The following is a 24,895-nucleotide window of genomic DNA, read 5'->3' as shown; positions in this document are numbered from 1 at the left end:
ATACCAAGCGTTGCCGACGGGAGGCGAGAGCCGGGAACTACGCGGAAGCCGCGATGTGCTTCGACGAGCCAACGTTGAAGTCCGATTTAGCGCAGGCGAAAACCGCATGAAATGCAGATAAATTCATCGGATTGCCGAAATCTTCGCTGCGAAGCGATAAACAGAATAAGATTCCGCCGGCTCCCGCTATCTGCCTCAGACGAAGTCCTCGCAGCAGCTCTAGGGATATGTCGAACGAGAACGACGGTGGCGGCGAATTTCTGCAGTTGATCACGGCTTTCCAGCCGAGACTGTTCGGGTATTTACTTTCACTTTCTGCAGATCGCGATGTGGCGCAAGAAATATTGCAGGAGACGAACGTCGTTTTGTGGCGGAAGTCGGTCGAGTTCAAAATTGGCACCAGCTTCAAGGCGTGGGCGTTCCGGATTGCGCATTTCCAATTTATGGCGTATCAGCAACGCCAATTGCGGGACAGGCATGTCTTCGACGAGACGGTGTTAACGGCGATCAAAGCCGATTCCGAAAGCGCGGACGATTCGTTCGACGATCGGCGGGAGCGGCTTGAAGACTGCTTGCGACGGCTTCCCGATCAACAGCGAGAATTGGTGTTGAAGCGTTATCTCGAAGGGGTGTCGGTTCACGATCTCGCGGCGGAGACCGAACGAACGGCGAACGCAATTTCACAGCTCCTGTTTCGAGCCCGACAGAACCTGATTGAATGCTTACAGGCGGCGCGAACCGGGAGCTGAGAGCAATCGAAGAGAACTTGAAACCAGTCTCCGGCTCCGACCGGAAAGTGAGCAACGATGTCAGCACCAACTGACCTATCAACCGTTGAGCAGCGGGCCGAGTTTGAGCGTCTTCTGGTCGAGATGATCGACGGTGAGTGGACTGTCGATAAGCGGAATCGTCTTGGGGAGTTGCTGCGCGATGAGGGGCTGCGGGAAACCTACGTCGAGTTTTGTCATCTGCACGGGCAGTTGCTGTATGAGCATGGTCTCTTGATGGCGATCTTCGAAGAGACCTCTTCGAGCAACGCCACGCAACGCCCGCCTCTCAAGAGTTCACGGGTCGTAGCGACGCTTGCCGGGGCTGCGGCGGTACTTGCGGTGGGACTCGCGTTCGCCGTCAGTGTCGATGGCACTCGGACGGCCAAGCCGGACGCCTCGGTCGCAATCGACAACGAACGTGCTAAAGCTCCCGAAGTCGAAGGGCATCGAGATATTGAGCTTCGGCATATGTCGACAGCCAAACCCCTTTCGCCGGACCCACGTGAGGCGAGGCGGCCGGTGGAGAGCGTGGTGGCTGCCGACCTCTATCAGGATCGGCGGCTGCCGCCGGCGTTTATGCTCGTCGGTTCACAGAACCGGCCCCCGGCCCGGTCCGGCTCGGCAGTACCCAAGGTGGAGTTCAACCGGGACATCCGGCCGATCCTCTCAGACAACTGCTTCGCTTGTCACGGCCCGGATGCCCATGCTCGTGAAGGCGAACTGCGACTTGATCTTGAAGCCGGTGCCTTTGACGACCGTGAAGGGTCCGGTGCGGTCATCACCCGTTTTCGTCCGGACGAAAGTTCGCTTTATGAGCGGATCGTCTCCGACGACGAGTTCCTCGTAATGCCGCCGCCCGACTCAGAGAAGTCATTGACGAAACAGGAGGTTGACCTGATTCGCCGTTGGATCGAGGAGGGAGCCCGCTGGGAAGAGCACTGGGCATTTATTCCTCCGCAGAAAGTCGCCCTTCCGGAGAGCAATTCGGACTGGGCGCGTAATCCGATCGACGCGTTTGTCCTGCGTGAACTCGACCGTAAGGGTCTGTCGCCATCGCGAGAAGCCGACCGGTACACGCTGATCCGTCGCGTCATGTTTGACCTGACCGGCTTACCTCCAACACCTGAAGAAGTCGAAGTATTCGTCAACGACGAGCGGCCCGACGCGTATGAGCGGCTGGTCGATCGGCTACTAGCGTCACCGACGTTTGGTGAGCACCGTGCAAGGTATTGGCTCGACGCGGCTCGATACGCCGACACGCACGGCATGCACTTCGACAACTACCGCGAGATTTGGCCATATCGCGACTGGGTGGTGAAGGCATTTAACGACAATATGCCGTTCGACCAATTCACCGTTGAACAACTCGCCGGCGACCTGCTGCCGGAGCCGAGTAATCCGCAGCTCGTCGCGACCGGTTTCAACCGCAACAACGTGACCAGCAACGAAGGCGGTTCGATCGAAGCCGAACTGCTGCACCGCTACGCCGTCGATCGGACGGAGACGACGGCGACCGTCTTCCTCGGCCTCACCGCGGGCTGTGCCGCCTGCCACGATCACAAGTTCGACCCGCTCTCGCAGCGAGAGTTCTATGAGCTCTACGCGTTCTTCAACAACACGACGCAAAACGGCTTCGATCGGAACGTGAAGGATACGCCACCGATGATCCGCGCGATTGCCCCCGACAAGCTGGAGCGGATCGATCAGATCATGACGGAGCTTGGCGAAATTGAGCAAAAGGTCGACGCGCGAGTCGCGGAGCTTGAACGAACGGTCGACGACGTCGCGGCCTTCGTGGCCGGTCATGCTGAGACGTTGCGGAAGGATCCTGTTTCGTCGGACGGACTCGTGATGCACCTGCCGATCTCGGCGTCGCTCTCGCGCGCCGGTCCGCCGTCGCGGGAACGTCCCGTCGAAGCAGCCCGGCCGGGCGCAGAACCGGCCGTGAATGGGCCGTTCGAATTTATAGCGCGGACGCGCGGCCGACCGTCGTTGCCGTCCAATCCGGTCGCGGCACCGAAGCTGAGGGATGAAGCGACCGTCGTTCGCGGCGATCGGGCACCGGCCAAACTCGAAGTAAGGGCGGCGAAGATCGGTCCGGTTGCCCGTTCGAAGCAGCGGGGAGTGAGAAAGACGGTCGAGGTATTGAAGTCGAATCAACTCGTCGTCGACGGCCTTGCGGAATGGGACATCCATAAGGCGATGTCGATTGCCGCTTGGGTCCGACCGCAGCGGGAAAAATTCACGTACATCGTGACCCGCATGAGCGATCAGAAGAACGGTCCCGGTTTCCGCTTCGTGCTGTTTAGCAACAACCGACCGGCCCTCGAACTGTTCGACTCCTCCGGCACGATTTATAAGGTCATCAGCGGCGAACCGATCCCGCCGGGCGAGTGGCACCACGTCGTCGTTACGTGGGAAGGGAAGCGTTTCTCGACTGGAGCCAACTTCTACGTCGACGGCGAACTGCAATCACGTGACGCGCGGTTCGTCGATGTTGATTTTCCAGGGGTGACGTCGGCTCCGGCTTTGATCGGCACGGCTCCGATCGGCGTCGACGACGTCCGGCTCTACGACCGACTGCTCCGAATGGAAGAGCTTCGCGAGATATTACGGCATGATGACGTGCTCGAATCGCTCGCGAAGTCGCCCGAGCAACGGACGGAGGCGGACCGCAAACTTCTCCTGCGGAACACACTTCTGCGAACGGACGACGAGGTGAAGTCGCTGATCGCCCGGGACGGCGAACTGAAGGATGAGCAATTCAGCATCGAGTTCGACGCGCCGACAACGCTCGTGATGAACGAACTAGGGAAAACGCCGAAGGCGAAGTTGCTGCGTCGAGGAGAATACGATCAGCCGATTGAAGACGTCACCGCCGGCGTGCCGGAAGTCTTCCCGCCGCTGCCCGAAGACGCGCCGCTCAATCGGCTCGGACTCGCCCGGTGGTTGACCGAACCCGATCACCCCGTGATGGCGCGGGTGACGGTGAATCGTTTCTGGCAGCAGATATTCGGGACCGGCATCGTCAAGACCGCCGGGGACTTCGGCACGCAGGGCGAACCGCCCTCGCACCCGGAACTGCTCGACTGGCTCGCCATCGACTTCGTTGAGCACGGCTGGGATACGAAGCGCATGATCAAGCAGATCGTGATGTCGGCTACCTATCGTCAGGCCTCGAATGTCCGGCCGGAGCACCTTGAGGTCGATCCGGAAAACCGTTACCTCGCCCGCGGCCCGCGATTCCGGCTCGATGCGGAAATGGTCCGCGATCAAATGTTGGCCCTCAGCGGGCTGCTCGTCGAAGACATCGGCGGGCCTCCGGTGAAGCCGTATCAGCCGGACGGCCTGTGGCAGACGGTCGCCTACCCGACCAGCAACACGGCAAACTTCTCTCGGGATCGCGGCCCGAAGCTATACCGCCGCAGCCTCTACACTTTTTGGAAGCGGACGGCGATCGCACCGAACATGGCGATCTTCGACGCCCCCGATCGCGAGTCGTGCATCGTCCGGCGCGAGCGCACCAACACGCCGATGCAGGCGCTCGTGCTGATGAACGATCCGCAGTTTGTAGAAGCGGCGCGAGTGCTGGCCGAAAAAGTGCTGTCCGAGCGACAGGCCTCTGACGATGCGCTGCTGTCCGAACTGTTCTACCGGGTCACGACCCGACCGATCGACGCGGACGAGCTGGACGTGCTCCGCGAGTCGCTTGGTCGATTCCGTGCCATCTTTGCGAACCGTCCCGACGCCGCAGCCGACCTTTTGTCGGTTGGCGAAATGCCGCGAAACGAATCTCTCGAAGCGACGGAAGCCGCCGCCGTCGCGATGGTCGTCAATCAGCTATTCAATCTCGACGAGGTCGTCACGAAGCAATGAACAATCAAAAAACACAAATTGCCTCGCCAATTGCGAACCATCTCCGGCTGGAAAACCGTCGGCAGTTCTTCGGCCGCTCCGCCTGCGGTCTCGGTACCGCGGCTCTCGCGAGCCTATTGGGGCCAACCGTTGCCGATACTGCTTCCGGCAAAGAGACCAGTCGCGATACATCGACCGGCGGCTTGCACCATGCACCGAAGGCGAAGCGGGCGATCTATCTCTTCATGTCGGGAGCCCCGTCGCAGATCGATACTTTCGACTACAAGCCGAAATTACGGGACATGTTCGACGAGGACCTGCCTCAGTCGGTCATCATGGGGCAACGATTGACGACCATGACGTCGGGTCAGGATCGTCTGCCCATCGCACCGTCGAAGTACGACTTTCGACAATGCGGCGACAACGGCACGCGAGTGAGCGAACTGCTGCCGAACATCGGCAAGATGGTCGACGATATCGCGATCGTGCGCTCGGTCTGGACCGAAGCAATCAACCACGATCCGGCGATCACCTATATCCAGACCGGCAGTCAGATTCCCGGCCGGGCGAGCCTCGGTGCGTGGCTCAGCTACGGGCTTGGAAGCCTGAATGCCAACCTGCCGACGTTCGTCGTCCTGAATTCGACCTGGTCCGCCAAACGGGACGCCCAAGCGCTTTACTCGCGTTTGTGGGGCAGTGGCTTTCTGCCGTCGAAACATCAGGGCGTCGCCCTTCGCTCTCAAGGCGACCCGGTACTCTACCTCTCCAACCCACCGGGAGTTGATCGCGAATTGAGGCGGGTCATGCTCGACGGTGTCGGCGAGCTCAATCGCAAACTCTATGACGAAGTCGGCGATCCGGAAACGCAGACCCGTATTTCGCAGTACGAGATGGCCTTTCGCATGCAGGCTTCGGTCCCCGAATTGACCGACCTCTCGACCGAGCCGGAGTCGACCTTCGATCTGTATGGCCCGGAGGCGAAGACGCCCGGGACATTCGCGTACAACTGCGTGCTCGCCCGCCGCATGATGGAGCGGGATGTCCGCTTCGTGCAGATTTTCCACCGTGGCTGGGATCAGCACAATTCGCTGCCGCGCGATCTTCCGCTGCAATGCGGCGACATCGACCGGCCCTCCTACGCTTTAGTGCAGGACCTCAAACAGCGGGGGCTCCTCGAAGAGACTCTCGTCGTCTGGGGAGGCGAATTCGGCCGCACCACCTACTGCCAAGGCAAGCTGACCGCGAAGACCTACGGTCGCGACCATCACCCGCGGTGCTTCTCCACCTGGATGGCGGGAGGTGGCATCCGCGGCGGAGTCGTCCACGGCGAGACCGACGACTTCTCGTACAACATCACGCAAGACCCAGTCCACATCAACGATTTGAACGCCACGATCCTGAATCAATTGGGCATCGATCACCGAAAACTAAGCTTTAAGTATCAGGGGCTTGACCAACGCCTCACCGGAGTCGAGCCGGCCCGGGTCGTCAAAGAAATTCTGTCATGAATTAACCAACATCTGCACGACGAGTTGAATAGAGATGAGTTAAATCAATCAGAGATTGGCCCTGTTGAACGGGCATATTAGAGAAGGAAGTACGATCGGCCTGATCGACGGTCGCGCCGAATATCGAGCCGACTTCAGCAGCCAAAGCCGCCCGATCGGCCGCTCGCATTAGGCCGAGCCGTGCTGTCCGAAGTTAGTGGTTGCGGCCGTCGAAAGTGACGACAGCCTGCCCGGAAGGCTTGTGGAGCGACAAAGAGAAGAGCCTCGATCGCATGTGGAACAACCTGCCTCTCCGGCATTAATCCGGTAAGAGGTCGCACCGCCGCGAGAGGCGGGTAATCGCAAGTTGCGATTCAACCGAGCTTTACGTCAATGGAGGATAGGGGACTCGAACCCCTGACCTCTTGCATGCCATGCAAGCGCTCTCCCAGCTGAGCTAATCCCCCTGGAGGCGAAGGTTTGCAGTCGAGCTGCAATCTTTCGCGTTTTGGACGTTATCAACGCATCAAATTTGTGTCAAGCGGATGGCTCGGACGGAGTTAGGCAGATTGGGCTGTGACCGACTGTCCCGACTTATCCATCGCCGTTTGCTTGAGTGCTTTCAGGTCCAATTTGCCCGAGCCGAGGACCGGAATGGCTTCGACTTCGTAGAAAGAGTCACGGCCGGGCAACCAAAGGTTCGGGAGTCCCGCTTGTTCCAACTCTTTGAGAATCTCCTCGACGGGGCGATCCAATCCCGTATGCAGCACGATGATACGCTCGCCCTTTTTCGGATCAGGGACGGCGGTCACGGCGACTTTCAAATTTCCTTCATCGCAATCGCCGCACAAACGGGAGAGTTCCTCTTCGATACGGAGGTGAGGAACCATTTCGCCGCCAATTTTGGAGAACCGGCTCTGACGGCCGGTGATGTGGATGTAGCCTTCATCGTCGATCCGGGCAAAATCACCAGTGACGTACCATCCGTCTCGAATCACCTCGGCAGTTTTTTCGTCGCGATTCCAGTACCCTCGCATCACATTCTCGCCGCTGAGCATCAGCAGCCCTTCCTCGTCCTGACCACGGTCGTTGAACGACTCAGGGTCAACAATTTTCGCCGATTGACCGGGAAGAGGTCGCCCGACAGTGCCATGCTTCGTAGCGGTACGGGAATTGTCGATCGCCCGATGGTCCGGAATGTTGCACGATGCGACCGGGGCCAGTTCGGTTGCGCCGTAGCCTTCGGAGGGTTCGACGCCGAATTTTGCGGAAAAGCTTTCGCGCAGCTCGGCAGGCAATTTCTCTGCCCCGACGATCACGACTTCCAACGTGCCGAGTTGTTCGGGGCTGCACCTCTTCTGATACGACCGCAGGAATGTCGGAGTCGCGACGAGGAACGTCCCGCGATATTTCTTACAAAGTTCCCCAACGGTGCGGGCGTCGAGCGGGTTGTAATGATAAATGCCCTTGGTCGTCAGGCAGAGCGGCCACCACATTGTGGCTGTGTATCCGAACGCGTGAAAGAACGGCAGGACGCCGAGCATCACGTCTTCGGGATAAAGGTGAACAAGCTTGCCGATCGATTTCAGGTTGGCCGCAACGTTGCGGTGAGAGAGCATGACTCCCTTGGGTTCTCCGGTTGAGCCGGAGGTAAAAATGATCGTCAATAGATCATCAGGGGAGATGGCGTCGAGTTTGAAGACCTTTTCGATCAACGACGGTGGGAGTTTCGAAATCGACGCGGCAATCACTTTGTCGATCGATCCAATTTCTTTGCGGAGGTCCTCCACGTAAATGAGCGGCACCTCGAATTTCATCGGCCGCTTTTCGAGAAACTTTCGACTTACGATCACGTGACTGATCTTCGCTTCTCGGACGCAATAGGCCACGTCCTCTTCGGACAGCGTGTAGTTCAGGTTGACCGCGGCTCGTTGATCCAGGGCGAGGGCGGCGTTGACGATCGCTCCTCCGGCTGAGGGAGGCAGCATCACGCCCACCGTCTTCTCGTTCGCATCGAGATGACGCCGTCGCAGCAGTCGGGCGAACGCAATCGCTCCGATTAACAGTCTGGAGCCCGAGACTTCCGTTCCGGTGGAGTCGGCTACTTTGAGTTCGGAGCCTGCTGATTTGCACTGCCGAATGAACTGACAGATGGGAACGTCGAACGTCGTGGCGGTATCAGGAGCGCTCATGGAACTGGTCTAAATTTGGACGCGAAATAACAAGGCGATCAGTCTCGGTAAGATAGCCATTTGCGTTTGGTCCTGCATCGCCAACCTCAACTTGGACCGACTTGAGTACTCGTGAGTAACTCAGGGTGTGATGGCCGCTCGAGAAATGCGGTTCACTCTGAGAGGGACTTTGATACTAGAATGACACGCACACATCGATCTTTTTGGGCGAGCCAATGACGCCGATTGCGACCTCTTCGCCAGACACGACTCCCGCGAGTACGGAACCCGTCAAGAATGACGGGCGTCCGATCGTTTTTTTCGACGGGGTCTGCGGCATGTGCAATCGATTCGTGGACTTTTTGCTGCGTCATGACGGCAAGGGCCAATTCTTGTTCGCACCGTTGCAAGGCGAGACGGCGAAAGCGATTGTTCCTGACGAATGGCGAGAACGTCTCAAGAGCGTTGTGTACCGCGATGAAGAGGGCCTGCATCGACACAGTGGAGCCGTCGTCCGAATGTTGTGCCGTCTCGGTGGCGGTTGGGCGTTGCTGGGCTATGCGATGTGGGTGATTCCGGCCCCGATTCGAGATCTCGGTTATGCCGGTGTCGCCGCCGTGCGGTATCGACTATTCGGGAAAAAGGAGTCGTGCCGAATGCCGAAACCAGCGGAGCGTGAGCGGTTCTTGGACTGATTCGAAATCGATATCTCGAGACTGACGGGATTGAAGACATCGCTTGCCCCGTGGGCGGAATCCAAATAGCGTCCTGCTATGGAATCAAACAACGATTCGGGTCGGCGGCAGGAACCGATGGGCGAAAACAGCAAGCAGTCCCCAAATGATGATCCACTCACTCCCGCGCAGGGGGTTGAAAGAGATTTGACGGCCAAAAGAGAATTGACGGCCAACAAAGGTGCGAAGGCAGCTCAGCCTTTGGAGCTGGCGAAGAAGAAATTCCGCTGGAAGCCCGGCGCAATCATCTTCTTGTTTGGGGCGGCCGTCCTCGCCACGATCTGGTTTGCCGGCGATTGGCTTTTCGACAGTGATACGACAGTACGCGGCTTCGCGCTCGTCGTGGCGGGCTCGACTGTCTGCTTCGCGCTCTTGTTGTGGTGGCTGTTCCGATCCGGATTGACGTGGAAATCACGGATCGTCGGGCTCCTATTGGTCGCGGGGGTCCTGGCCGGGCTGAAATACTCAGTACGGATTGAACAGTTCGACGGTGCGATGATCCCGGCGCGAGTGGCTTGGGCGTGGACTCCGACGGCAGAACAACGCGCGATGGCTCACTTTGACGAAGTGGGAAAACGCATTACCGAAAGCAAGACCTTCGAACTCGTCGTCGACGGGAACGACTGGCCGCAATTTCGTGGACCGCGAAGAGATGGCGACGTTCGGGACGTTATGCTTGACCCCGATTGGAAGATGAATCCTCCGAAGGAATTGTGGCGTCATCCGGTCGGCCTGGGCTGGGGGTCCTTCGCGGTCGTGGACGATCTGGCGTTCACGCAGGAGCAACGAGGGCCGGAAGAGGTTGTCGTCGCGTACGAGTCGGAGACCGGCCGGCAGGTGTGGACCTACCGGGTCGAGTCTCGTTTCACCGAAGCGGTGGGAGGAGATGGGCCGCGTGCGACGCCGACGTTTGATCGTGGAGAGCTTTTCACGTTGGGAGCCGAAGGGCACTTATGCTGTCTCGACGCCACGAACGGTCGGGAGAAGTGGAGCCGCAATATCCTCGAAGACGCCGCCGCTCCCGAGTCGGAAGACCCGGTCGAAAATATCGAGTGGGGAATGGCGGGCAGTCCCCTTGTGACGGACGACGCCGTCTTCGTGAATCCCGGCGGCGAGCAGGGACGTGGCGTCATTCGCTACGATCGAGCGACGGGGGAAATCGTCTGGGCAAACGGCAACGCCCGGGCGAGCTATACCGCGCCGAGGATCGAGACGCTCAGGGGCGTTGAGCAACTCTTGATTTTCGACGGAGCGGGGATCAGCTCATTCGATCCGGCTGACGGGACGCTCCTTTGGGAATATCCGTGGGTCAATATGCCGAAGGTCAATGCGATCCAACCGATCGTGTCCGAAGACGGAACTCAGGTTTTCATCAGTTGCAGCTACGGGATCGGCAGTGCTTTGCTGAATGTCGCGGTGGAAGGCGGTGAGTGGGTCGTTGAGCCGGACTATGAAACGTCTCGGCTCAAAATCAAATTCAGTGATGCGATTTTCCGCGACGGTTTTCTGTACGCATTCGACGAAGCGATCCTCGCCTGTCACGACTTCGAAACGGGTCAACGCGAGTGGAAGAAGGGCCGCTACGGATACGGGCAGGTGATTGCCATCGGTGACCACCTGCTCGTCCAGCAGGAGGACCCGGGCGACTTGGCACTCGTGGCGATCAATCCGGACAAGTTTGAAGAGGTTGCGACCTTCCCCGCCCTGTCGGGAAAGACCTGGAACAATCCGGCTTTCGCCAACGGTCGGCTTTATTGCCGGAACTCGGAGGAAGCCGTCTGCTTTGAGTTGACCGTCATTGACCAATCGCCGGAAGCGGCGGAGGAACTACCCGAACTCGGCGAAGAATAATCTGCGAAGTGCGTAAGAGATTGGTCGAGAGACCCTTCTTCCTTACGCAGCGGATGACCTGTTTCGAAATATTCGACCTACGGCGACGGCGCCGCAACCGGCGTTCGCATTGCTAAGTCGCTCATCAGATCGATTCCGATCACTTCGACACCGGGGCGAGATTGCTGAAACCGGCGGACAGCGGACGGGGTTACATTCGTCTGCCAGACGTAGAGCTTTTTGAGTTTCGGTAATTCTCGTGCGACGCGCAATACGGCGTCGCCGACTTCGGTGCCATAGACGTTGAGGTACTCGAGTTCTTTCATTTGGAGAAAATGCGGCAGTGAGGCGTTGGTGATCTGCGTTTTCTCCAAATGCAATTTCGTGAGCGCCGTCAACGGTGCAAGTTCTTTGGCCGCCGCATCGTCGATCTCGGTGCCGCGTAAATTGAGGGCCACGAGGCGTTCGGCGAAGGGATGCAGCAATTTGAGCGTCTCACCGGAGACCTTGGCGTCACTCAGGTGGAAGCCGACATCGATTCGGTCGTCCTCCTGAGCGATCGGCAGAACAAGTGCCCCTTGCGATCGCAATTGATCGAATTCGTCAGACAGCGCTGCGTTAAGCGGTGTTGCGAGCAGAATCGCGAGCGTGATCGAAGCCAGTGGCGAGCGCGAGGCCAGATTCATGTCAGTATCTCCAAACGCGATGAAATTTGCGGCTAATGGTTCCGGAAGCCTGATGATGCATGACTCGTCAGCGTAATGCCAGATTTGGTTCTGCGACAATGAAATGGACTATTCAGGACCGGCTGGCCGATCAGATTTCGGGGTATATCGGAATCGGCCAGATTGCTAGGTTTCGGTTTGAACTGAGAAACCATTACGGATGAGCAGATTCTGCGCCCGATCAGGTGTCGAATCCCGGCTCGAAGGAGCGCACGGTGGGACTGGGGCGGAGCATCCGTCGCAAGATGGCAATCGGGCTGGCAATTTTGCTGGCCTTGATCGCGACTTCGTCGCTGGTCGGATTTCTCAGTCTGCAGTGGTATCACGAAGCCGTCCAGGAACTGGATTTCACTCTCAACCGAATGCCGCACCGCTCCACGCTCGATTCGGCAATCGGTGAGATGTTCGAGCCGCTCATTGAAGTGGTTCCACTGCCGGACGATATGGCGCTGCTGGCCCGGCAGGAAAAATTTCACGAACGGCTCGACGGGGCAAAGGCGGCCGTCGCCGAATTCTGGCAGCGGTATGATGCGCTCCCTCCCAGTGATTTCGTCAAACGGCAGCGTCGATTCGTCGAAGCCGGTTTGGTGCGAATCACAAATGAGTTGAACGCCCTCGATCGGGAAAACCAGCAGCTACCCTATCAGCCGAATCCTGAACGTCGCCTGCAACTGATGATCCGTCAGATCGGCGTACTCGAAACCGTCGTACTCGATATTCCCGATCCGCAGCAGGGTCTGGCAGATACGGTCGAAGAAGCGGTCTCCGGCTACGACTTTCGCGTGCGTTGGTTTCTGATTACGAGCGGATTGGTCGCAATCCTGTTTATGGGATTGATCGCGTTCGTATACCGGCAAGTGTTCGCCCCGCTCCGCCGATTGCACAAGGGTGCTCGCCGAGTCGCACAGGGTGATTTTCACTACACGATTAAAATGGAAACCGGGGACGAGATCGCCGAATTGGCGGAAGCGTTCAATCAGATGACGGCGCGCTTCCGTGAAGTTCGCGATGACCTCGATTCGCAGGTTCAGGAACGCAGTCGACAACTCGTCCGCAGCGAGCGACTGGCCGGAATCGGCTTTCTCGCGGCCGGTGTCGCCCATGAAATTAACAATCCGCTCTCGGCAATCTCGATGGCAGCCGAGTCACTTGAGTACCGCGTTGCCGAACTTCGCGAAGAAATTCCGGAGGAAAGCGGCACGGTGCTCAAAGAGTATCTCGGGATGATGCAGCGGGAGTCATTTCGCTGTCAGGGCATCACGCGTCGCCTGCTCGACTTTGCCCGCGGCAACGACGGCCAGCGAACCACTCACGATCTCAACCTGTTGGTCGGCGAGGTCTTGGAAATGGTTCGACACATGAGCCGCTTTAAAGACCGTGAAATTGATTTCTCGCCGGTCGAAGACTGCACGGCGGAAGTTAATGGGGCGGAAGTGAAACAAGTCATTCTGAACTTCGTCTCGAATGCGCTCAACGCGATGGATGCCGGGCGGAAGCTTACCATTTCGATCGAGTCGCAATCCGAAAGCTGCACGATGGTCTTTGAAGACGAAGGCTGCGGGATGTGCGAGGAGACGCTGGAAAACCTCTTCGAACCGTTTTTCACCAAACAGAAAGATGGTCGCGGCACCGGCCTCGGGATGTCGATCAGCCATCGCATCGTCTCCGACCATGACGGCACGATCGAAGTCCACAGTGAAGGCGAGGGCTGCGGAAGTACGTTCCGTGTTCGACTGCCGCGAAAAGTCGCATTCGCAGCCGGCACTGCCTTGAAGGCGGCGTGATTCGGTTTCCGACTTCGAGTGCCTGCCTGTCGAACGCCTCACTCCGCTGAGAACCATTTAATGGTCGTCGGCGAAATAGGGCTCGATATGCACGACGACCTCGCGAACAAACGGCCAGTCTGACTGGATTTCACGCCGCACGAACTGGGCGATTCGGTGGGCGTCATCGACCGTCATCTGCGGGTCGACTTCGACGTCAATGTCGACGTGGGCATCGGGCCCGGCCTGCTGGATCCGAATTTTCTCGATGTCGAGCACGCCATCGATTCGCGCAGCCGCGGTACGCACACGCTCAAATGCTGATTCGTCCGGCGTGCGATCGAGTAGTTGGTGCATGTTCTCGCGGCAGGCGCCGATTCCGAGCCACGTCATGATTCCGGCCAACAGCAAGGCAAACACGTGATCGGTCAAGTGCCCTAAATTCGGAAGCAGGACCGCGACCAACATGCCGACCGCTGCCAAAACGCTCGTAATCGCATCGACCCGATAGTGATAGGCTTCAGCAATCAAGGCGGAACTGCTCTCGCGGCGGCCGTACGAATGGACCCAGCGGCAGGCGATCTCCAGCAACACCGCGGCCGCGGCAGGGATGATGGCCAGAACGATCGAATAAGTCTTGGCCTGATGAGGCTGCGCCGCTGAAATCAATTGCGAGATGAAGAGCGCTCCGCCGCCCAATGTGATCAACGTCCCCAACTGCAGCCCGGCTAGTGGCTCATAGCGGCCGTGTCCGAACGGGTGGTCGTCATCGGGCGGTCGTTCCGCCAGCTTGATCGCGACGATCAGGCCGATTGAGGCGATGACATCCGCCAGTGTTGCCATCGCATCGACGAATAACGCAGCCGATCCAAGCAAAACGACGGCCGTCAACTCGGCGGCAATGACAAGCAGCCGAACCGAGATGCCGGCCCCGGCAATCCACAGGAGTCGATTGGTCCGGCCGGTCCGCGCCTCGCTCACCTCCTCAGGCGGGGCCACCGGTTCCGGAAACTCGACGCTGGCCTCAGACGAGGTTGGAGCGTCTTGCGGGTGATGAGAATTTGATCGTGCGGCGAGCATACGCAAAGACTGCCGCAAATTGCCCGAACTGGCAATTGCCCTTGTGAATTTTGACGGCCCGAAATTTTGAAGAACGACAGTTCGAACTCGATCGACCTGACGATCTTTCTGGACGCGCTCACCTCTCTCAGACTACAACCCGCGCGTTGATGTCGGACAAGAGCTTTGCCGACTCCTCTACCTCGCTAATGCAACGAAATTCGATCGATGATCGAGCGTGCCTATCTCGATACGATCTCGGGAACCTCGCGGGGGATTTTGCCAAGCGCGGCCCGAAGCGCATTTTGGGCTGCTTCGCATGTCTATCGCGGGGTGATTGCGCGCAAGAATCTGCAATACGACGTTCGCGTAACATCTGGCGAAATCGGCAGGGCCCCGGTTCCGGTCGTCAGCGTCGGAAACCTGACCGCCGGTGGTACGGGGAAGACTCCGGTGGTCGGCCATTTGGCCCAGTTGATGACGTCGTGGGGCTATCGCGTCGGTTTGATCAGCCGTGGTTATAGTTCGCGCGGCAATTCGCTGTCAGAAAGCGATGCCGGCAATGATGAAAAACGAGTCCTTCGAACCATTTGCCCGCAGGTTCCGCACTGGCAGCATCGAGACCGCGTTGCCGCCGCCAAGCACGCGTGCCAGGTCGCGGAATTGGACGTCTTGATCCTCGACGACGGCTTTCAACATCGTCGTCTCCATCGCGACGTGAATATCGTCCTCATCGATGCGACGAATCCTTGGGGCTACGGACACCTGTTGCCGCGGGGGTTGTTGCGAGAGCCTCTCAGTTCGCTACGGAGGGCTGATATCGTATTGCTCACGCGGTGCGATGCTGTCAGTCAGGACGACGTGTCGAACATCAAAAAGACGATCGCGCTGCATCACCAAACGGTGCCGATCCTCGAAACCAGCTTTCCCGTCGTCGGCCTGCGGAACGCTCACGGACAGACTCAACCGGTCGAGTCACTCGCCTTAAATCGAGTTGGCGCCTTCTGCGGTATCGGGAATCCGGTCGCGTTCCGAAAAACGCTTTCGGCCAGCGGCTTCGAACCGGCATGGCTAAAGGAATTTGGAGATCATCATGCTTACACAGCCCTCGATTTGGCGAGACTGATCGATCAACTCCGCGACGAACCCGTCGACGCGGTCTTGTGCACATTGAAAGACCTCGTGAAAATCGAACGCACAACTCTCGGTGAAACACCGCTGTGGTCCGTCGAAATCGGGACGACGTTTTCGCAAGAGCCCGAAGAGGTCATTCGAGCACTGCGAAATGTATTGCCCGAACGTGGGTCGGTCGCAGCGTGAAGCGCCACCCGGGCTGCTTCGCTTGGCTCAACGACAAAGACGCATCGCCGAGGAATTGCCGGATGGGTAATACCGCCGCCTCTTCAGCGGCTTCCCAGTTGCTTCAAATAGGGAGTCGTCCGTCGCATCGCTTCTTTGTGGTCGACGAGCGGTTGATAACCGAAGTCGCGTCGGGCTCCTTCGATCGAGTAGCTGTGGGATCGCGAAAGCTGCTGAGCCACGAATCGCGTCATGGGCGGCTCTCCGCTTAATCGAAGAGCTGACCAAGCCCCTTCCAACATCGCTCCCACTCCGTATGCTGCCTTTGCAGAAATAGAGCGTCTGATCGGCGGTAGATTTGCGATCGCCAGCAGTTCATTGACCCAATCCCAGAGCAGGACGGAATCGGGGTCGTTGATGAAGTAGGCGTGGCCCGCGGCGGGTGAACTTTCTTCGAGCGTATCGGCAAGCTGCAAATGGGCGGCGGCGGCGTTTTCGACGTAGGCGACCGAAACGACGTTCTCCCCGCTGCCGACCCGACGCAGGCGGCCCGATTTCGCCCGTTCGATGAGTCGAGGCAGGAGGTGAGGATCTCGCGGTCCCCAAATTAGATGAGGTCGTAAGGCCGCAGTGACCAAATTGGGAGGGTCATTGGCCTTCAAGACGGCCCGCTCGGCAGCCGCCTTTGTCGCCGGGTAGTGGCACAGGTATTGGGCCGGATAGCGCACTTCTTCGTTGGCATCGACATGCTCGGCTCCGTCAAAAACCACGCTGGGGGAGCTTGTGAAAATCAGCTTTCGCACTCCGGCACTTCGGCATCCTTCGATGACATGCTCTGTGCCGGTTAGGTTGGTCGCCTCATAGACCGACCGCGGTCCCCAAACGCCGGGAAGCGCCGCCACGTGAAACACGGTCTCGCAGCCTTCGCAAGCCGCCCGGATCGCGTTCTCATCGGTCAAATCACCACGGAAAGTCTCGACGCCTAATTCGTCCAGAAAGTCATAGTCACCTCGGCAGAACACGCGGACGGGAAGCCCCTTCGCGACGAGTTGCTCAACGATGTATCGGCCGAGGAAACCGCCGCCGCCGGTGACGAGGCTCAAACCACTCATTTCCGCTCCGCCATCTCGCCGGAGGCAACGCGGGTCTTTGCCCACTCAGCCAGAGCCTCTCGATTAATCTTCACGTTGTGACGAATGTCGACGGGAAACGAGGGATGAAACAGAAATCTTTCAATCGACCGTGTGACATCGTGCTCGGCGGCTTTCGCGACAAGCCGATCAATGAACTCTTCATTTGAAGTTTTACGGCCCGAGGATTTAGCCAATTCGATGACGATCACAGGTCGCTGGCTTCCTCGATCCCCCACCCCGACTAAGGCAGCCCGGCCGACGAAATCGAGCGTCAAGAATGGTGCTTCACAGCAAACGGAATAGAGGGGGCCTGATTTCGTATGAACGACGTGCGCTTTTCGTCCGCAAAACCAGAGGCGGCCCTGATCGTCCAGCGAACCCATATCACCCATCCGGTGCCATATCCGTCCGGGCTCCGACGGGTCATCAACTTTGGCGGCTGCCGTCTGTTCGACGCGACGAAAGTACTGCCGCGTCGTCGAGCGGCTCGACACGATAATCTCGCCGATCTCTCCCGCTGGCAGAGTTTCGACGTCGTCGATGGAATCGATGGGACCATCGACCGGTTGGATGACCTTCACCGCCACGCCATCGAAGGGACGGCCGACGCAAGTGCCTCGACCGCGCTCCGTCAGCGCACGCGTCTCTTCAAGCACTTCCCGCGAGCCAATGCTCGTCACCGGCAGGGACTCGGTCGCTCCATAGGGGGTATGCAACTCAGCGCCCTGGAATGTCAGGCAGTGCGACATCGACTCCAACACGGAAATGGGAACCGGTGCTCCCGCCGAGAGCACGCGCTTGAGGCCGGGGAACCGAATCCCGTTTTTCTCGCAGTAAGGGCCGACGCGGTTCCATACCGCGGGCGAACCGAAGGCCTGAGTGACGCCGAAATCACGAATCGCATCGACGATCTTGGCGGGGTCGACTTCGGCCGGTTTCGTCGGATTCATCTCCGGGATCACCGTGGTCACACCGATTGCTGCGGCGAACAGTCCGAATAGGGGAAAGCATGGCAGGTCGATGTCTCCGGGCTCGATCTTGAATCGACTGCGAATCATCTCGGCTTGAGCCGCAAACATTTTGTGCTCATAACAGACTCCCTTCGCCGGACCGGTGCTGCCGCTGGTAAAAATGATCGCAGCCGGGTCCGAGTCACCGGTCGTTACGTTGAACCGCGATCGACCATCTTGCGAGAGTCTCCCGCGTCCCAGCTTCGAAATTGCGGCGATCGATTCCGAGCCGAATACCTTCGGACCGACGCAGACGTTTTTCGTCGCATTCCGAAAGGCATTCCATCGCAGCGCTCGCGCGACTTGCACAGGCGGGATCGCAACGAATCCGGCGGGATCGACTTCGTCGAGGCAGCGAAAGACTGAGCGGAGCCCCATTCCGGGGTCGATCAGCACGACGACAGCGCCCGCTCGAAACAGGGCAAACGTGAGAGAAATAAAATCGAGCCCGGCTCTCACCATCAAGACGATGGGGTCGCCGGGCTGGATTCCATATTCTGAGAACCCGGCGGCAAGTTCGTCCACCTCTCGGTCGAGCCCAGCGAACGAGAGCTGACGAACAATCGGGCGACCGAGCCGGTCACGTCCGTTCGGTTCGATAATCGCGAGTGAGTGCGGCTGCTGTTCGGCCCATTGCCGCAAACGCGTTGAAATATTCGAATCGTCACTCGGCGCCGATTCGGACTGCGAATCGGCAAGACTCGCTGCACTTGGCTGCATCAACGCGATCCGTGCGGAAATCGATTTCGACTGACCGGGGAAGTTCTTAACCGCGTCGCGATTTCAATTCGCCGATCAGGTGCTCTAGAAATCGTCGGCCTGAGATGTATTCGTCCGGATCGAGGACCGCAATCTCTCCCTTCAATGCTTCGAGCATCTCCTCAGCCAGATCGATGACCTGTTTCGTCGCCCGTTCCGCACCTGAGGAGTAGGCGTCGATGACCATCGCCTGATCGATCGTCTCTTTGGCCTTCGCATAGCGTGGGGTGTCGAAGACGATCGGCCAGTCCAGTTCGCCGGTTCGCTCATTGTACTCTGAATTGGTCAGCCGCTCAGATTCTTGCCCGGAAGTTTTCGCCAGCCACTGGTCGCGAGCTGCTCGTTCTTGGTCGTATTCGCGATTGCGTTCCGCTTCTCCAAGTCGTTTTCGTTCCTGATAGGCCTTTAGCCATTCAACCTGATTCTCGATGTATTTCGATCTTGCCGTCTCGAGTGTCGAGGCCGCATTGGCGGTCGACTCGTTGTATTGGCCCTGTGCCCGGATCATGGCGGCGGCGCCGAGGCGACTCCCGGTCACCGGATCGATGCCGTATCCCCCATATCCGCCGTAACCAAAGCCGCCGCGGTAGGCACCCGGCCCGTAGGTGCGACTGAATGGGCCGGCCCCTCGCAGGCCGTAACCACGGGTCACACCGAAGACCTGAGCCTCAGCGATTGTCTCAGACGTTACCATCGCGATCGCGGCGATCGACAGCGCGACAAGTTTCAGTTGCGTTCCCACGATTCCCCCCTGTTTCTCTATTTGCCTCCGCCGATGCTGGCGAACGCCTCAACTCCTTATAAACTAACGACTGCAACCGGTGAGTTTCCACTCCTAATCGACTGAGAGGTGACGTGTGCGTCGAATTGGTCCAGATTTTCCCGACCTCCGACTCTTGGCGGGCGGGATGCTCGCCATCGTTGCGTTCGCGGCACTGCCTGATGGCGCTCAGGCCGACGAGCCTGACGTTAGCGCGTTGATTGCAGGATTGGATTCTGAAGAGCGGCAGGACCAACTTGCGGCAATCGTCGCGCTGGGCGAGTTAGGACCGTTCGCCGAAGCGGCTGTGCCGAAATTAGCGAAGTTCCTTTCCGGCGAGGACTTGGTCCTCCAGCACGAAGCCGCGATCGCACTCGGTCGCATGGGGCAATCCGCTCGTTCCACCGTTCCTGATTTGCTTCCGCTGCTCAAGACCGATTCGCCGGTGCTCCAGCACTCCTCCATCGTCGCGTTGGGACGCATCGGCGAGAAGAGCGACGAAGTGCTATCGGGTCTCGAATCTTTTCTAACGGCCGAGTCCGCTTATTTGCGGCTCGCGGCAGCCAACTCCCTCGTCTCGATCGGTGTCGATGGGGAAAAACGCGGCGAAGTCATTGACGTTCTTATCGACGAACTGAACAACCAGAAGATCACGGTGAGGGCAGACGCCTCGTACGCACTCTCGCGAATTGGCGAACCGGCCGCGATGCCGCTGACCAAAGCCATCGCTGAGAGTGACCCGATCACTTCGATCTACGCGACCGAGGCCTTATCCGGAATCGGTTCCGCCGCGAGCGGAGCGGTCGGCCCGCTGAAGAATTTGATCAATTCGGAAAACCCACAGTTGCGTGCGTCAGCGGTCCGCTGTCTGGCTGCAATTTCGGAAAACTATGTTCCCGAAGTGGCATCGCTGACCGAAGACAAGGCCGTCCCCGTGCGGTTGGCTGTCGCGAGTGCGATGGGAGAATTCGCTGCTGTTTCGCCCGAAGAGGTCGTCGAACCGTTGAAGACGTTGCTGCAGGATCCCGATGACTCGGTGCAAATTGAGGCGATTACGGCAGCCGGACGTCTCGGATCACAAGCCGGGCCATTGGTCCCTCTGCTTGTCGATGATCTGATGTCTTCAGAGCCGGCCAGAGCGTTGGCGGCGACCGATTCGCTCGCGTCAATCGGAAAACCTGCAGTCGACGCACTAGCCGAGGCGTTGAATCAAATGCAGAGCCGGGCGTTAGCCCTGTCGGCACTGTCGCAAATCGGCCCCGATGCAGCTCCTGCCACACCACGAATCCTTGATTTGCTGGATGAGGCTGATGGCGATTTGCTGACCGAAATCTTCGTGGCTATCGCTGATATCGGAAAGAAAGCCGGCCCGCAGGCTGTGGAACGGTTGGTCGAATACGCAAAGAATCCCAAGAACGAACGACGGGCCGGTGCCGTTTACGCACTGGGCAATATTGGTGATGCCGATGCCGTGCCGCTTCTCAAACAACTCGTCAACGACACGTCGGAGGACTTGTTGCCTTTGGCGGCTTCGTACTCGTTAGTGCAACTAAAGCCTGATGACGAAGCCGTCGCTTCTTCGGCCATCCCGCTTTTCATCGCGAAACTCGATCACGAGGTTCCACGCGTGCGAGTCGAGTTGGCTCGGATGCTGGGCGAAATCGGGCCGCGTGCGGCTGTGGCAAAGTCCGCGTTGGCGGCTCGGCTGTCGGACTCGAGCCCTGACGTACAGGGCGAAGCGGTTGTCGCCCTCGCCAAGATTGGAGCGATCGGTCCCGACTTGCTCCCCACTGTTGTCAAGTTGCTCGAATCACCGACCCCCTCGGTTCGTTACGCGGCAGCCTACGCGCTCGGTTTGGCCGGGAAGTCCGCTTCTGAAGTCGTGCCTGTCTTCGTTCAGAACCTCAACAGCCGTGACGAATTTGAGAAACTGATCTCGGCGTGGGCTCTGGTGAAGATTACCGACGGCGGTCCGAAGCCGGACGAGTCGGTCGAGATTTTGCTGACCGGTCTGCAGCACCCCGAACCGAAGATCCGAGCAGGTGTCGTCGATGCGCTCGCGATCTTTGCCGACCGAGATGATGTCACTGAGGCACTTCGTCAGCATCTGGAAACCGAGTCCGATTCCGACGTGAAAGCGGAAATCGAAAAAGCACTGGGTAGCAAGTGACTCCTTTTCGCCACATTGATGTTGCGGTGCGGCGAATTGGCAACACGGGCGGTCGTTTGTTCGAACCAGACATTTCCGGTTCTAACGAAACTGCAGCCAGATTTGCTGATTAGTCAGCCACCGGAGCCGATTTTTTGGTCCTTGCGTCGCTGGCATTACGTTTGCGTAAGTGAGTCAGCCATTGAGGTCTGACCCACTCGCAGGTGCGACATGCTTTCTGTCACCGAAATTCGATCACTTTCCGAACTCGACTCATTGGCCGACGACTGGTCGCGCTTGTGGGTAGAATCGGCCGAGCCGACTGTAGCGCAGACGCTCGATTGGTATCGCGCTTATTGCCGGACAAGCCCGTCATTTATCGAACCTCGCATCATTGTGGCGAAGGCTGCGGGCGACGTTCTCGGTATATTACCGCTCGTTCTCAAGCGGGGTTCATTCCGCGACGGCTCCCCGCGAATCCTCGGATTGCCGGATGAACCGGGTTTAGGCCTCTGCGGCGTGGTCGGCAAGAATCGGTCAGCCACGCTCGGATCGGCAATGACGTATCTGCGGCACCGACGTGCCGACTGGGACGTGATCGAGATCACCGAAAGAACGCTCGACGGCCTGAGCGGAAATCGAGTTCATACCGCGATGCGATTCGCGGGGTGGCGACCGGCAACGCAGGCGGTCGGTTCGCTGGGACGCTTTGAAATCGTTGCCCGCTGGCCAGACTTTCTCGCCGAGACCGACGCGACAACACGTCTGTCCCTCTATCGCAGCCAGCACAACGTCGGTCACGACAATCGCTACGAGTTCGTGCGCCATCGCAGCGGGCCGACTTGCCCCGGTAGCGCAGATGACATCGAGACCCTGCTCGAAGAAGCCTTTCATATTTCGGGCGGACCGCGGGTGAGTCAGACACGCCGAGACTTCCTGAAGGAAATCACCCAATCGTTGTCGGCAGACGGCCGGGCCGATATCTGTCTGCTATACCGCGATTCGCTACCCGTTGCTTCGATGATTAATGCGGTCGTCGGCGACCGTGTGGTCTCCATCTATGGTGCGGTTACCGATCATGATCGAACGACCGTCGCGTCAAAGCTTGTCCAGGAATTGCTCGTCGACGGCGGTCGACGAGGCGACCGTGACGTGACTTGGTCGGAGAGTGACGACCATCCTCTGGATGGCTGGGCGCTGGAGCGACTGCCGCTGTCGCAGCGGGTCTGCTTTGCGAAGTACAGCACGAAGGCTCAGTTTCTTCGGATCGGTCGCGCGGCATCGCAATTGTGGCATCGTAATGAGACGCCGACCCGTCCGGCGCCGGAACTCCGCGTTGTGGGGACTTAGAGCGCATGTAGCCGACAGAGTCGACGGCTTCAGCCACACGCCTGAGTTATCCGCTCTCGATGCTTGCAGCAGCGTAAACGCATCGATTCCGTGAGACTGTTCTGCTTGCGTCGAGCCTTCTGCGCAAGTTGTTTGGACGCAGAGGCGTTTGCGATGGTCAGCCGTCGAGATTCTCTCGCGAAAAGCGGGCGATATAGCGACCGATGAATCCGAGGATGCCGCTCTTTATTTCCATTTCGCCGGTCATTTTCGCGTCCTCGACGCTGAAGTTGAGAAAGAGCGAATCATTGCCGGTCGCCAGCGCGGCTTTGATCATCTGTCGGATCGCCGGGTCGTCTGTTTCGGGAAGTTGGTTGATGACGGCATCGGCGATTGTGGCGAGCTTGGCGTCGAGTCGAAACACGAGTTCGTCTGCGATCGCCGCTTCACCGTCGAGCTGATTGATCGTCTGTTCCAGCGTATTGCGGGCATCAGGCCCGGCGGCCATCCATAAAGTGTCAGGGGCAATCGCCACTAACATTTCGGAAGTGCCGGCCAAGGTCACTAAGTCGGAGAACATGCCTTCGCTGACACCAACCCGATGAACGTCAAGCTCGCCGATTTTGTCGACATTCAGTTCCAGTTTCGAAATCGATTTCGTGTTCTCAAATGCCTTGAGCGCTTCAAAGAAATCCTCTCCGTTCGGAACATGAATTCCCCCGAAGGTTTGGCGACCGGCGGTACTGTCAGCGATTTCGAGGAAGCCATCGAGAGAGCCCGCGACCACGACCTTCCGCATCGAGTCGACCAGTCGGCTGACGGCATCCTCGCCCGACGTTTTCTCTTCCGCCGTTCGATCTTGATCGGCTTTGATTCCGGAAATCGTTGCGGCGCGCCACGCTCGCAGTTGCGCTAGAAACTGATCGGTGCGGTACTGATCGAGCTTGATGTTCACTCGGCCGCTGAGCACCGGATTCGACCCGAGCGGAACGGCGGCGAACCGCGAGGCCGATTGCCCCAACAGCCTCATCATGCCTTCCAATCGCGTCGATGGCAGGGCTTCGAGCGATGCGTCGACCCGAGCCGAATTGTTCTCGATATCAAGTTTCGAGAAGGCTTCCAAGAGTTTGGATTCGGCGTACAGCATGGCGTAGTCATCAAACTGATGGCTCGCCAGCATTTTTCGATACTCAAACTCTTCGGGCGTCTCGCCTTTCGCGGGCTTTAACGCCTCGATCGCTTCATCGCGTTCGGCCAGATAGCGCCCGAGCCGCTCTTGAACAGCTTGCTCCAATCCTTCTTCGGTCGGATCGTTCGTCAGAGAGAAGACCGCATCGTATTGGCCGTTTAGCTTTTTGCGGATTTCGTCACTGGGGTCTGCCAAAGTCGCCGGGACCTCGTCTTGCTTTTCGGCGATAAACGCGTATTCCCCCCCCGCGGGGTTTCCGTAGCGCATCCAGCCGTCGAATGCGGCTCCGCGACGCCCGCCAAGCTTAAACAACTCGCGGTCCCTAAAAGACTGGCTTGACGGAATGCCGACCGGTTTCAAATTCTGAGTTCGAAAATCTCTGATGTCCTTCACCGGCACATGCAGGCGATAGCGTGTCGGCGCTTCATCGGTAATGAGATCCGCTCGGGCCGGCTTAGCGGTATCGACGCCGATCAGGAAAATGTCGATGAACTGCTGCAGCACTTCGCCTTGTGGCCGATCAATTTCGGCCCCCAACTCGGCAAGGTGCCGCGCGTAACGTCCGGCTCGATCAGTATCGGCGATCGACAATTCGATTTGGGGCGGCGCAGCGACGGCTGAGCCTACGGCCAAAACCGCTGCGGCGATTGCAATGATTTGCCCAATGAGTCGTTCGGGGCGCCGAAAGTACCGGCCGTAAGCACCGTAGGATTCGAGACTCTGCATCAAAGGCTTTCCGGCTGCTCGACAGGCGAGACAACAGAGTTTTAGGTGAGGGTCAACCGATGAACGATCAGTTCGGTCGCTACAGTCGGGAGCGATCTCTTCGGCACATCGATTCGACAACTCAAGATGCTACACCACAGCGGCAAC

16 protein-coding genes and 1 tRNA gene are annotated in these 24,895 nt (G+C 58.7%); 9 read left to right on the top strand and 8 right to left on the bottom strand.

The window, feature by feature from the left end; translation table 11 throughout:
* The first annotated feature begins 227 nt into the window (after positions 1-227).
* The 3 genes from Pan189_RS10905 to Pan189_RS10895 are packed head-to-tail and all read left to right on the top strand — an operon-like array spanning position 228 to position 6,133.
* The gene (locus Pan189_RS10905) at positions 228-749 is read left to right on the top strand and encodes a sigma-70 family RNA polymerase sigma factor (protein WP_145363950.1); all 522 of its coding nucleotides are present in this window, start codon (positions 228-230) and stop codon (positions 747-749) included.
* 57 nt (positions 750-806) lie between these two features.
* The gene (locus Pan189_RS10900) at positions 807-4,646 is read left to right on the top strand and encodes a DUF1553 domain-containing protein (RefSeq protein WP_145363949.1); all 3,840 of its coding nucleotides are present in this window, start codon (positions 807-809) and stop codon (positions 4,644-4,646) included.
* On the top strand, positions 4,643-6,133 hold the full coding sequence (locus tag Pan189_RS10895; protein WP_145363948.1) for a DUF1501 domain-containing protein: 1,491 nt from the start codon (positions 4,643-4,645) through the stop codon (positions 6,131-6,133). Before Pan189_RS10900 ends, Pan189_RS10895 begins: the two co-directional genes overlap by 4 nt.
* 373 nt (positions 6,134-6,506) lie before the next feature.
* On the opposite strand, the gene Pan189_RS10890 is transcribed toward Pan189_RS10895, so the two are convergent.
* Both Pan189_RS10890 and Pan189_RS10885 read right to left on the bottom strand, forming a co-directional pair.
* Positions 6,507-6,579: transfer RNA gene (locus Pan189_RS10890), tRNA-Ala, on the bottom strand.
* A 93-nt stretch (positions 6,580-6,672) separates the two neighbouring features.
* On the bottom strand, positions 6,673-8,304 hold the full coding sequence (locus tag Pan189_RS10885; protein WP_145363947.1) for an AMP-binding protein: 1,632 nt from the start codon (positions 8,302-8,304) through the stop codon (positions 6,673-6,675).
* A gap of 215 nt (positions 8,305-8,519) precedes the next feature.
* On the opposite strand from Pan189_RS10885, the gene Pan189_RS10880 reads away from it, so the two are divergent.
* Positions 8,520-8,978, top strand: coding sequence for a thiol-disulfide oxidoreductase DCC family protein (locus Pan189_RS10880; RefSeq protein WP_145363946.1), 459 nt, complete (start codon positions 8,520-8,522; stop codon positions 8,976-8,978).
* A 78-nt stretch (positions 8,979-9,056) separates the two neighbouring features.
* The gene (locus tag Pan189_RS10875) at positions 9,057-10,868 is read left to right on the top strand and encodes a PQQ-binding-like beta-propeller repeat protein (RefSeq protein ID WP_145363945.1); all 1,812 of its coding nucleotides are present in this window, start codon (positions 9,057-9,059) and stop codon (positions 10,866-10,868) included.
* 77 nt (positions 10,869-10,945) lie between these two features.
* On the opposite strand, the gene Pan189_RS10870 is transcribed toward Pan189_RS10875, so the two are convergent.
* Positions 10,946-11,533, bottom strand: a complete 588-nt coding sequence (locus Pan189_RS10870; RefSeq protein WP_145363944.1) for a leucine-rich repeat domain-containing protein — start codon at positions 11,531-11,533, stop codon at positions 10,946-10,948.
* 224 nt (positions 11,534-11,757) lie between these two features.
* On the opposite strand from Pan189_RS10870, the gene Pan189_RS10865 reads away from it, so the two are divergent.
* Positions 11,758-13,356, top strand: a complete 1,599-nt coding sequence (locus Pan189_RS10865) for a sensor histidine kinase (protein ID WP_310820326.1) — start codon at positions 11,758-11,760, stop codon at positions 13,354-13,356.
* Between the two features lie 57 nt (positions 13,357-13,413).
* Here Pan189_RS10865 and Pan189_RS10860 read toward each other — a convergent pair whose 3' ends face one another.
* The gene (locus Pan189_RS10860) at positions 13,414-14,415 is read right to left on the bottom strand and encodes a cation diffusion facilitator family transporter (RefSeq protein ID WP_145363942.1); all 1,002 of its coding nucleotides are present in this window, start codon (positions 14,413-14,415) and stop codon (positions 13,414-13,416) included.
* 207 nt (positions 14,416-14,622) lie between these two features.
* On the opposite strand from Pan189_RS10860, the gene lpxK reads away from it, so the two are divergent.
* On the top strand, positions 14,623-15,714 hold the full coding sequence (gene lpxK / locus Pan189_RS10855; RefSeq protein WP_145363941.1) for a tetraacyldisaccharide 4'-kinase: 1,092 nt from the start codon (positions 14,623-14,625) through the stop codon (positions 15,712-15,714).
* An 83-nt stretch (positions 15,715-15,797) separates the two neighbouring features.
* Here the strand turns inward: lpxK and Pan189_RS10850 are convergent, their stop codons facing one another.
* Genes Pan189_RS10850 through Pan189_RS10840 form a run of 3 tightly spaced genes read right to left on the bottom strand, consistent with a single transcriptional unit; the run spans position 15,798 to position 19,337 of the window.
* Positions 15,798-16,805 carry an NAD-dependent epimerase/dehydratase family protein gene (locus tag Pan189_RS10850; RefSeq protein WP_145363940.1) on the bottom strand — a complete coding sequence of 336 codons (1,008 nt, stop codon included), beginning with the start codon at positions 16,803-16,805 and terminating at the stop codon, positions 15,798-15,800.
* Positions 16,802-18,556 (bottom strand): fatty acid CoA ligase family protein, encoded by a 1,755-nt coding sequence (locus Pan189_RS10845; protein WP_145363939.1) that lies wholly within the window; start codon positions 18,554-18,556, stop codon positions 16,802-16,804. The genes Pan189_RS10850 and Pan189_RS10845 overlap by 4 nt, the downstream gene beginning before the upstream one ends.
* Before the next feature lie 46 nt (positions 18,557-18,602).
* Complete coding sequence (locus Pan189_RS10840) at positions 18,603-19,337, bottom strand: hypothetical protein (RefSeq protein ID WP_145363938.1); 735 nt, start codon at positions 19,335-19,337, stop codon at positions 18,603-18,605.
* Positions 19,338-19,503: 166 nt separating this feature from the next.
* Between Pan189_RS10840 and Pan189_RS10835 the strand changes: the two genes are divergently transcribed.
* Both Pan189_RS10835 and Pan189_RS10830 read left to right on the top strand, forming a co-directional pair.
* Positions 19,504-21,525 carry a HEAT repeat domain-containing protein gene (locus tag Pan189_RS10835; RefSeq protein WP_310820325.1) on the top strand — a complete coding sequence of 674 codons (2,022 nt, stop codon included), beginning with the start codon at positions 19,504-19,506 and terminating at the stop codon, positions 21,523-21,525.
* 210 nt (positions 21,526-21,735) lie between these two features.
* Positions 21,736-22,854 (top strand): GNAT family N-acetyltransferase, encoded by a 1,119-nt coding sequence (locus tag Pan189_RS10830; protein WP_145363936.1) that lies wholly within the window; start codon positions 21,736-21,738, stop codon positions 22,852-22,854.
* A 157-nt stretch (positions 22,855-23,011) separates the two neighbouring features.
* Here the strand turns inward: Pan189_RS10830 and Pan189_RS10825 are convergent, their stop codons facing one another.
* Positions 23,012-24,748 (bottom strand): hypothetical protein, encoded by a 1,737-nt coding sequence (locus Pan189_RS10825; RefSeq protein WP_145363935.1) that lies wholly within the window; start codon positions 24,746-24,748, stop codon positions 23,012-23,014.
* Positions 24,749-24,895 lie beyond the last annotated feature (147 nt).

Source organism: Stratiformator vulcanicus (assembly GCF_007744515.1).
Lineage (GTDB): Bacteria > Planctomycetota > Planctomycetia > Planctomycetales > Planctomycetaceae > Stratiformator > Stratiformator vulcanicus.
The sequence above is the reverse complement of the archived record's forward strand: the minus strand, read 5'-3'. Positions and strand labels throughout refer to the sequence as shown.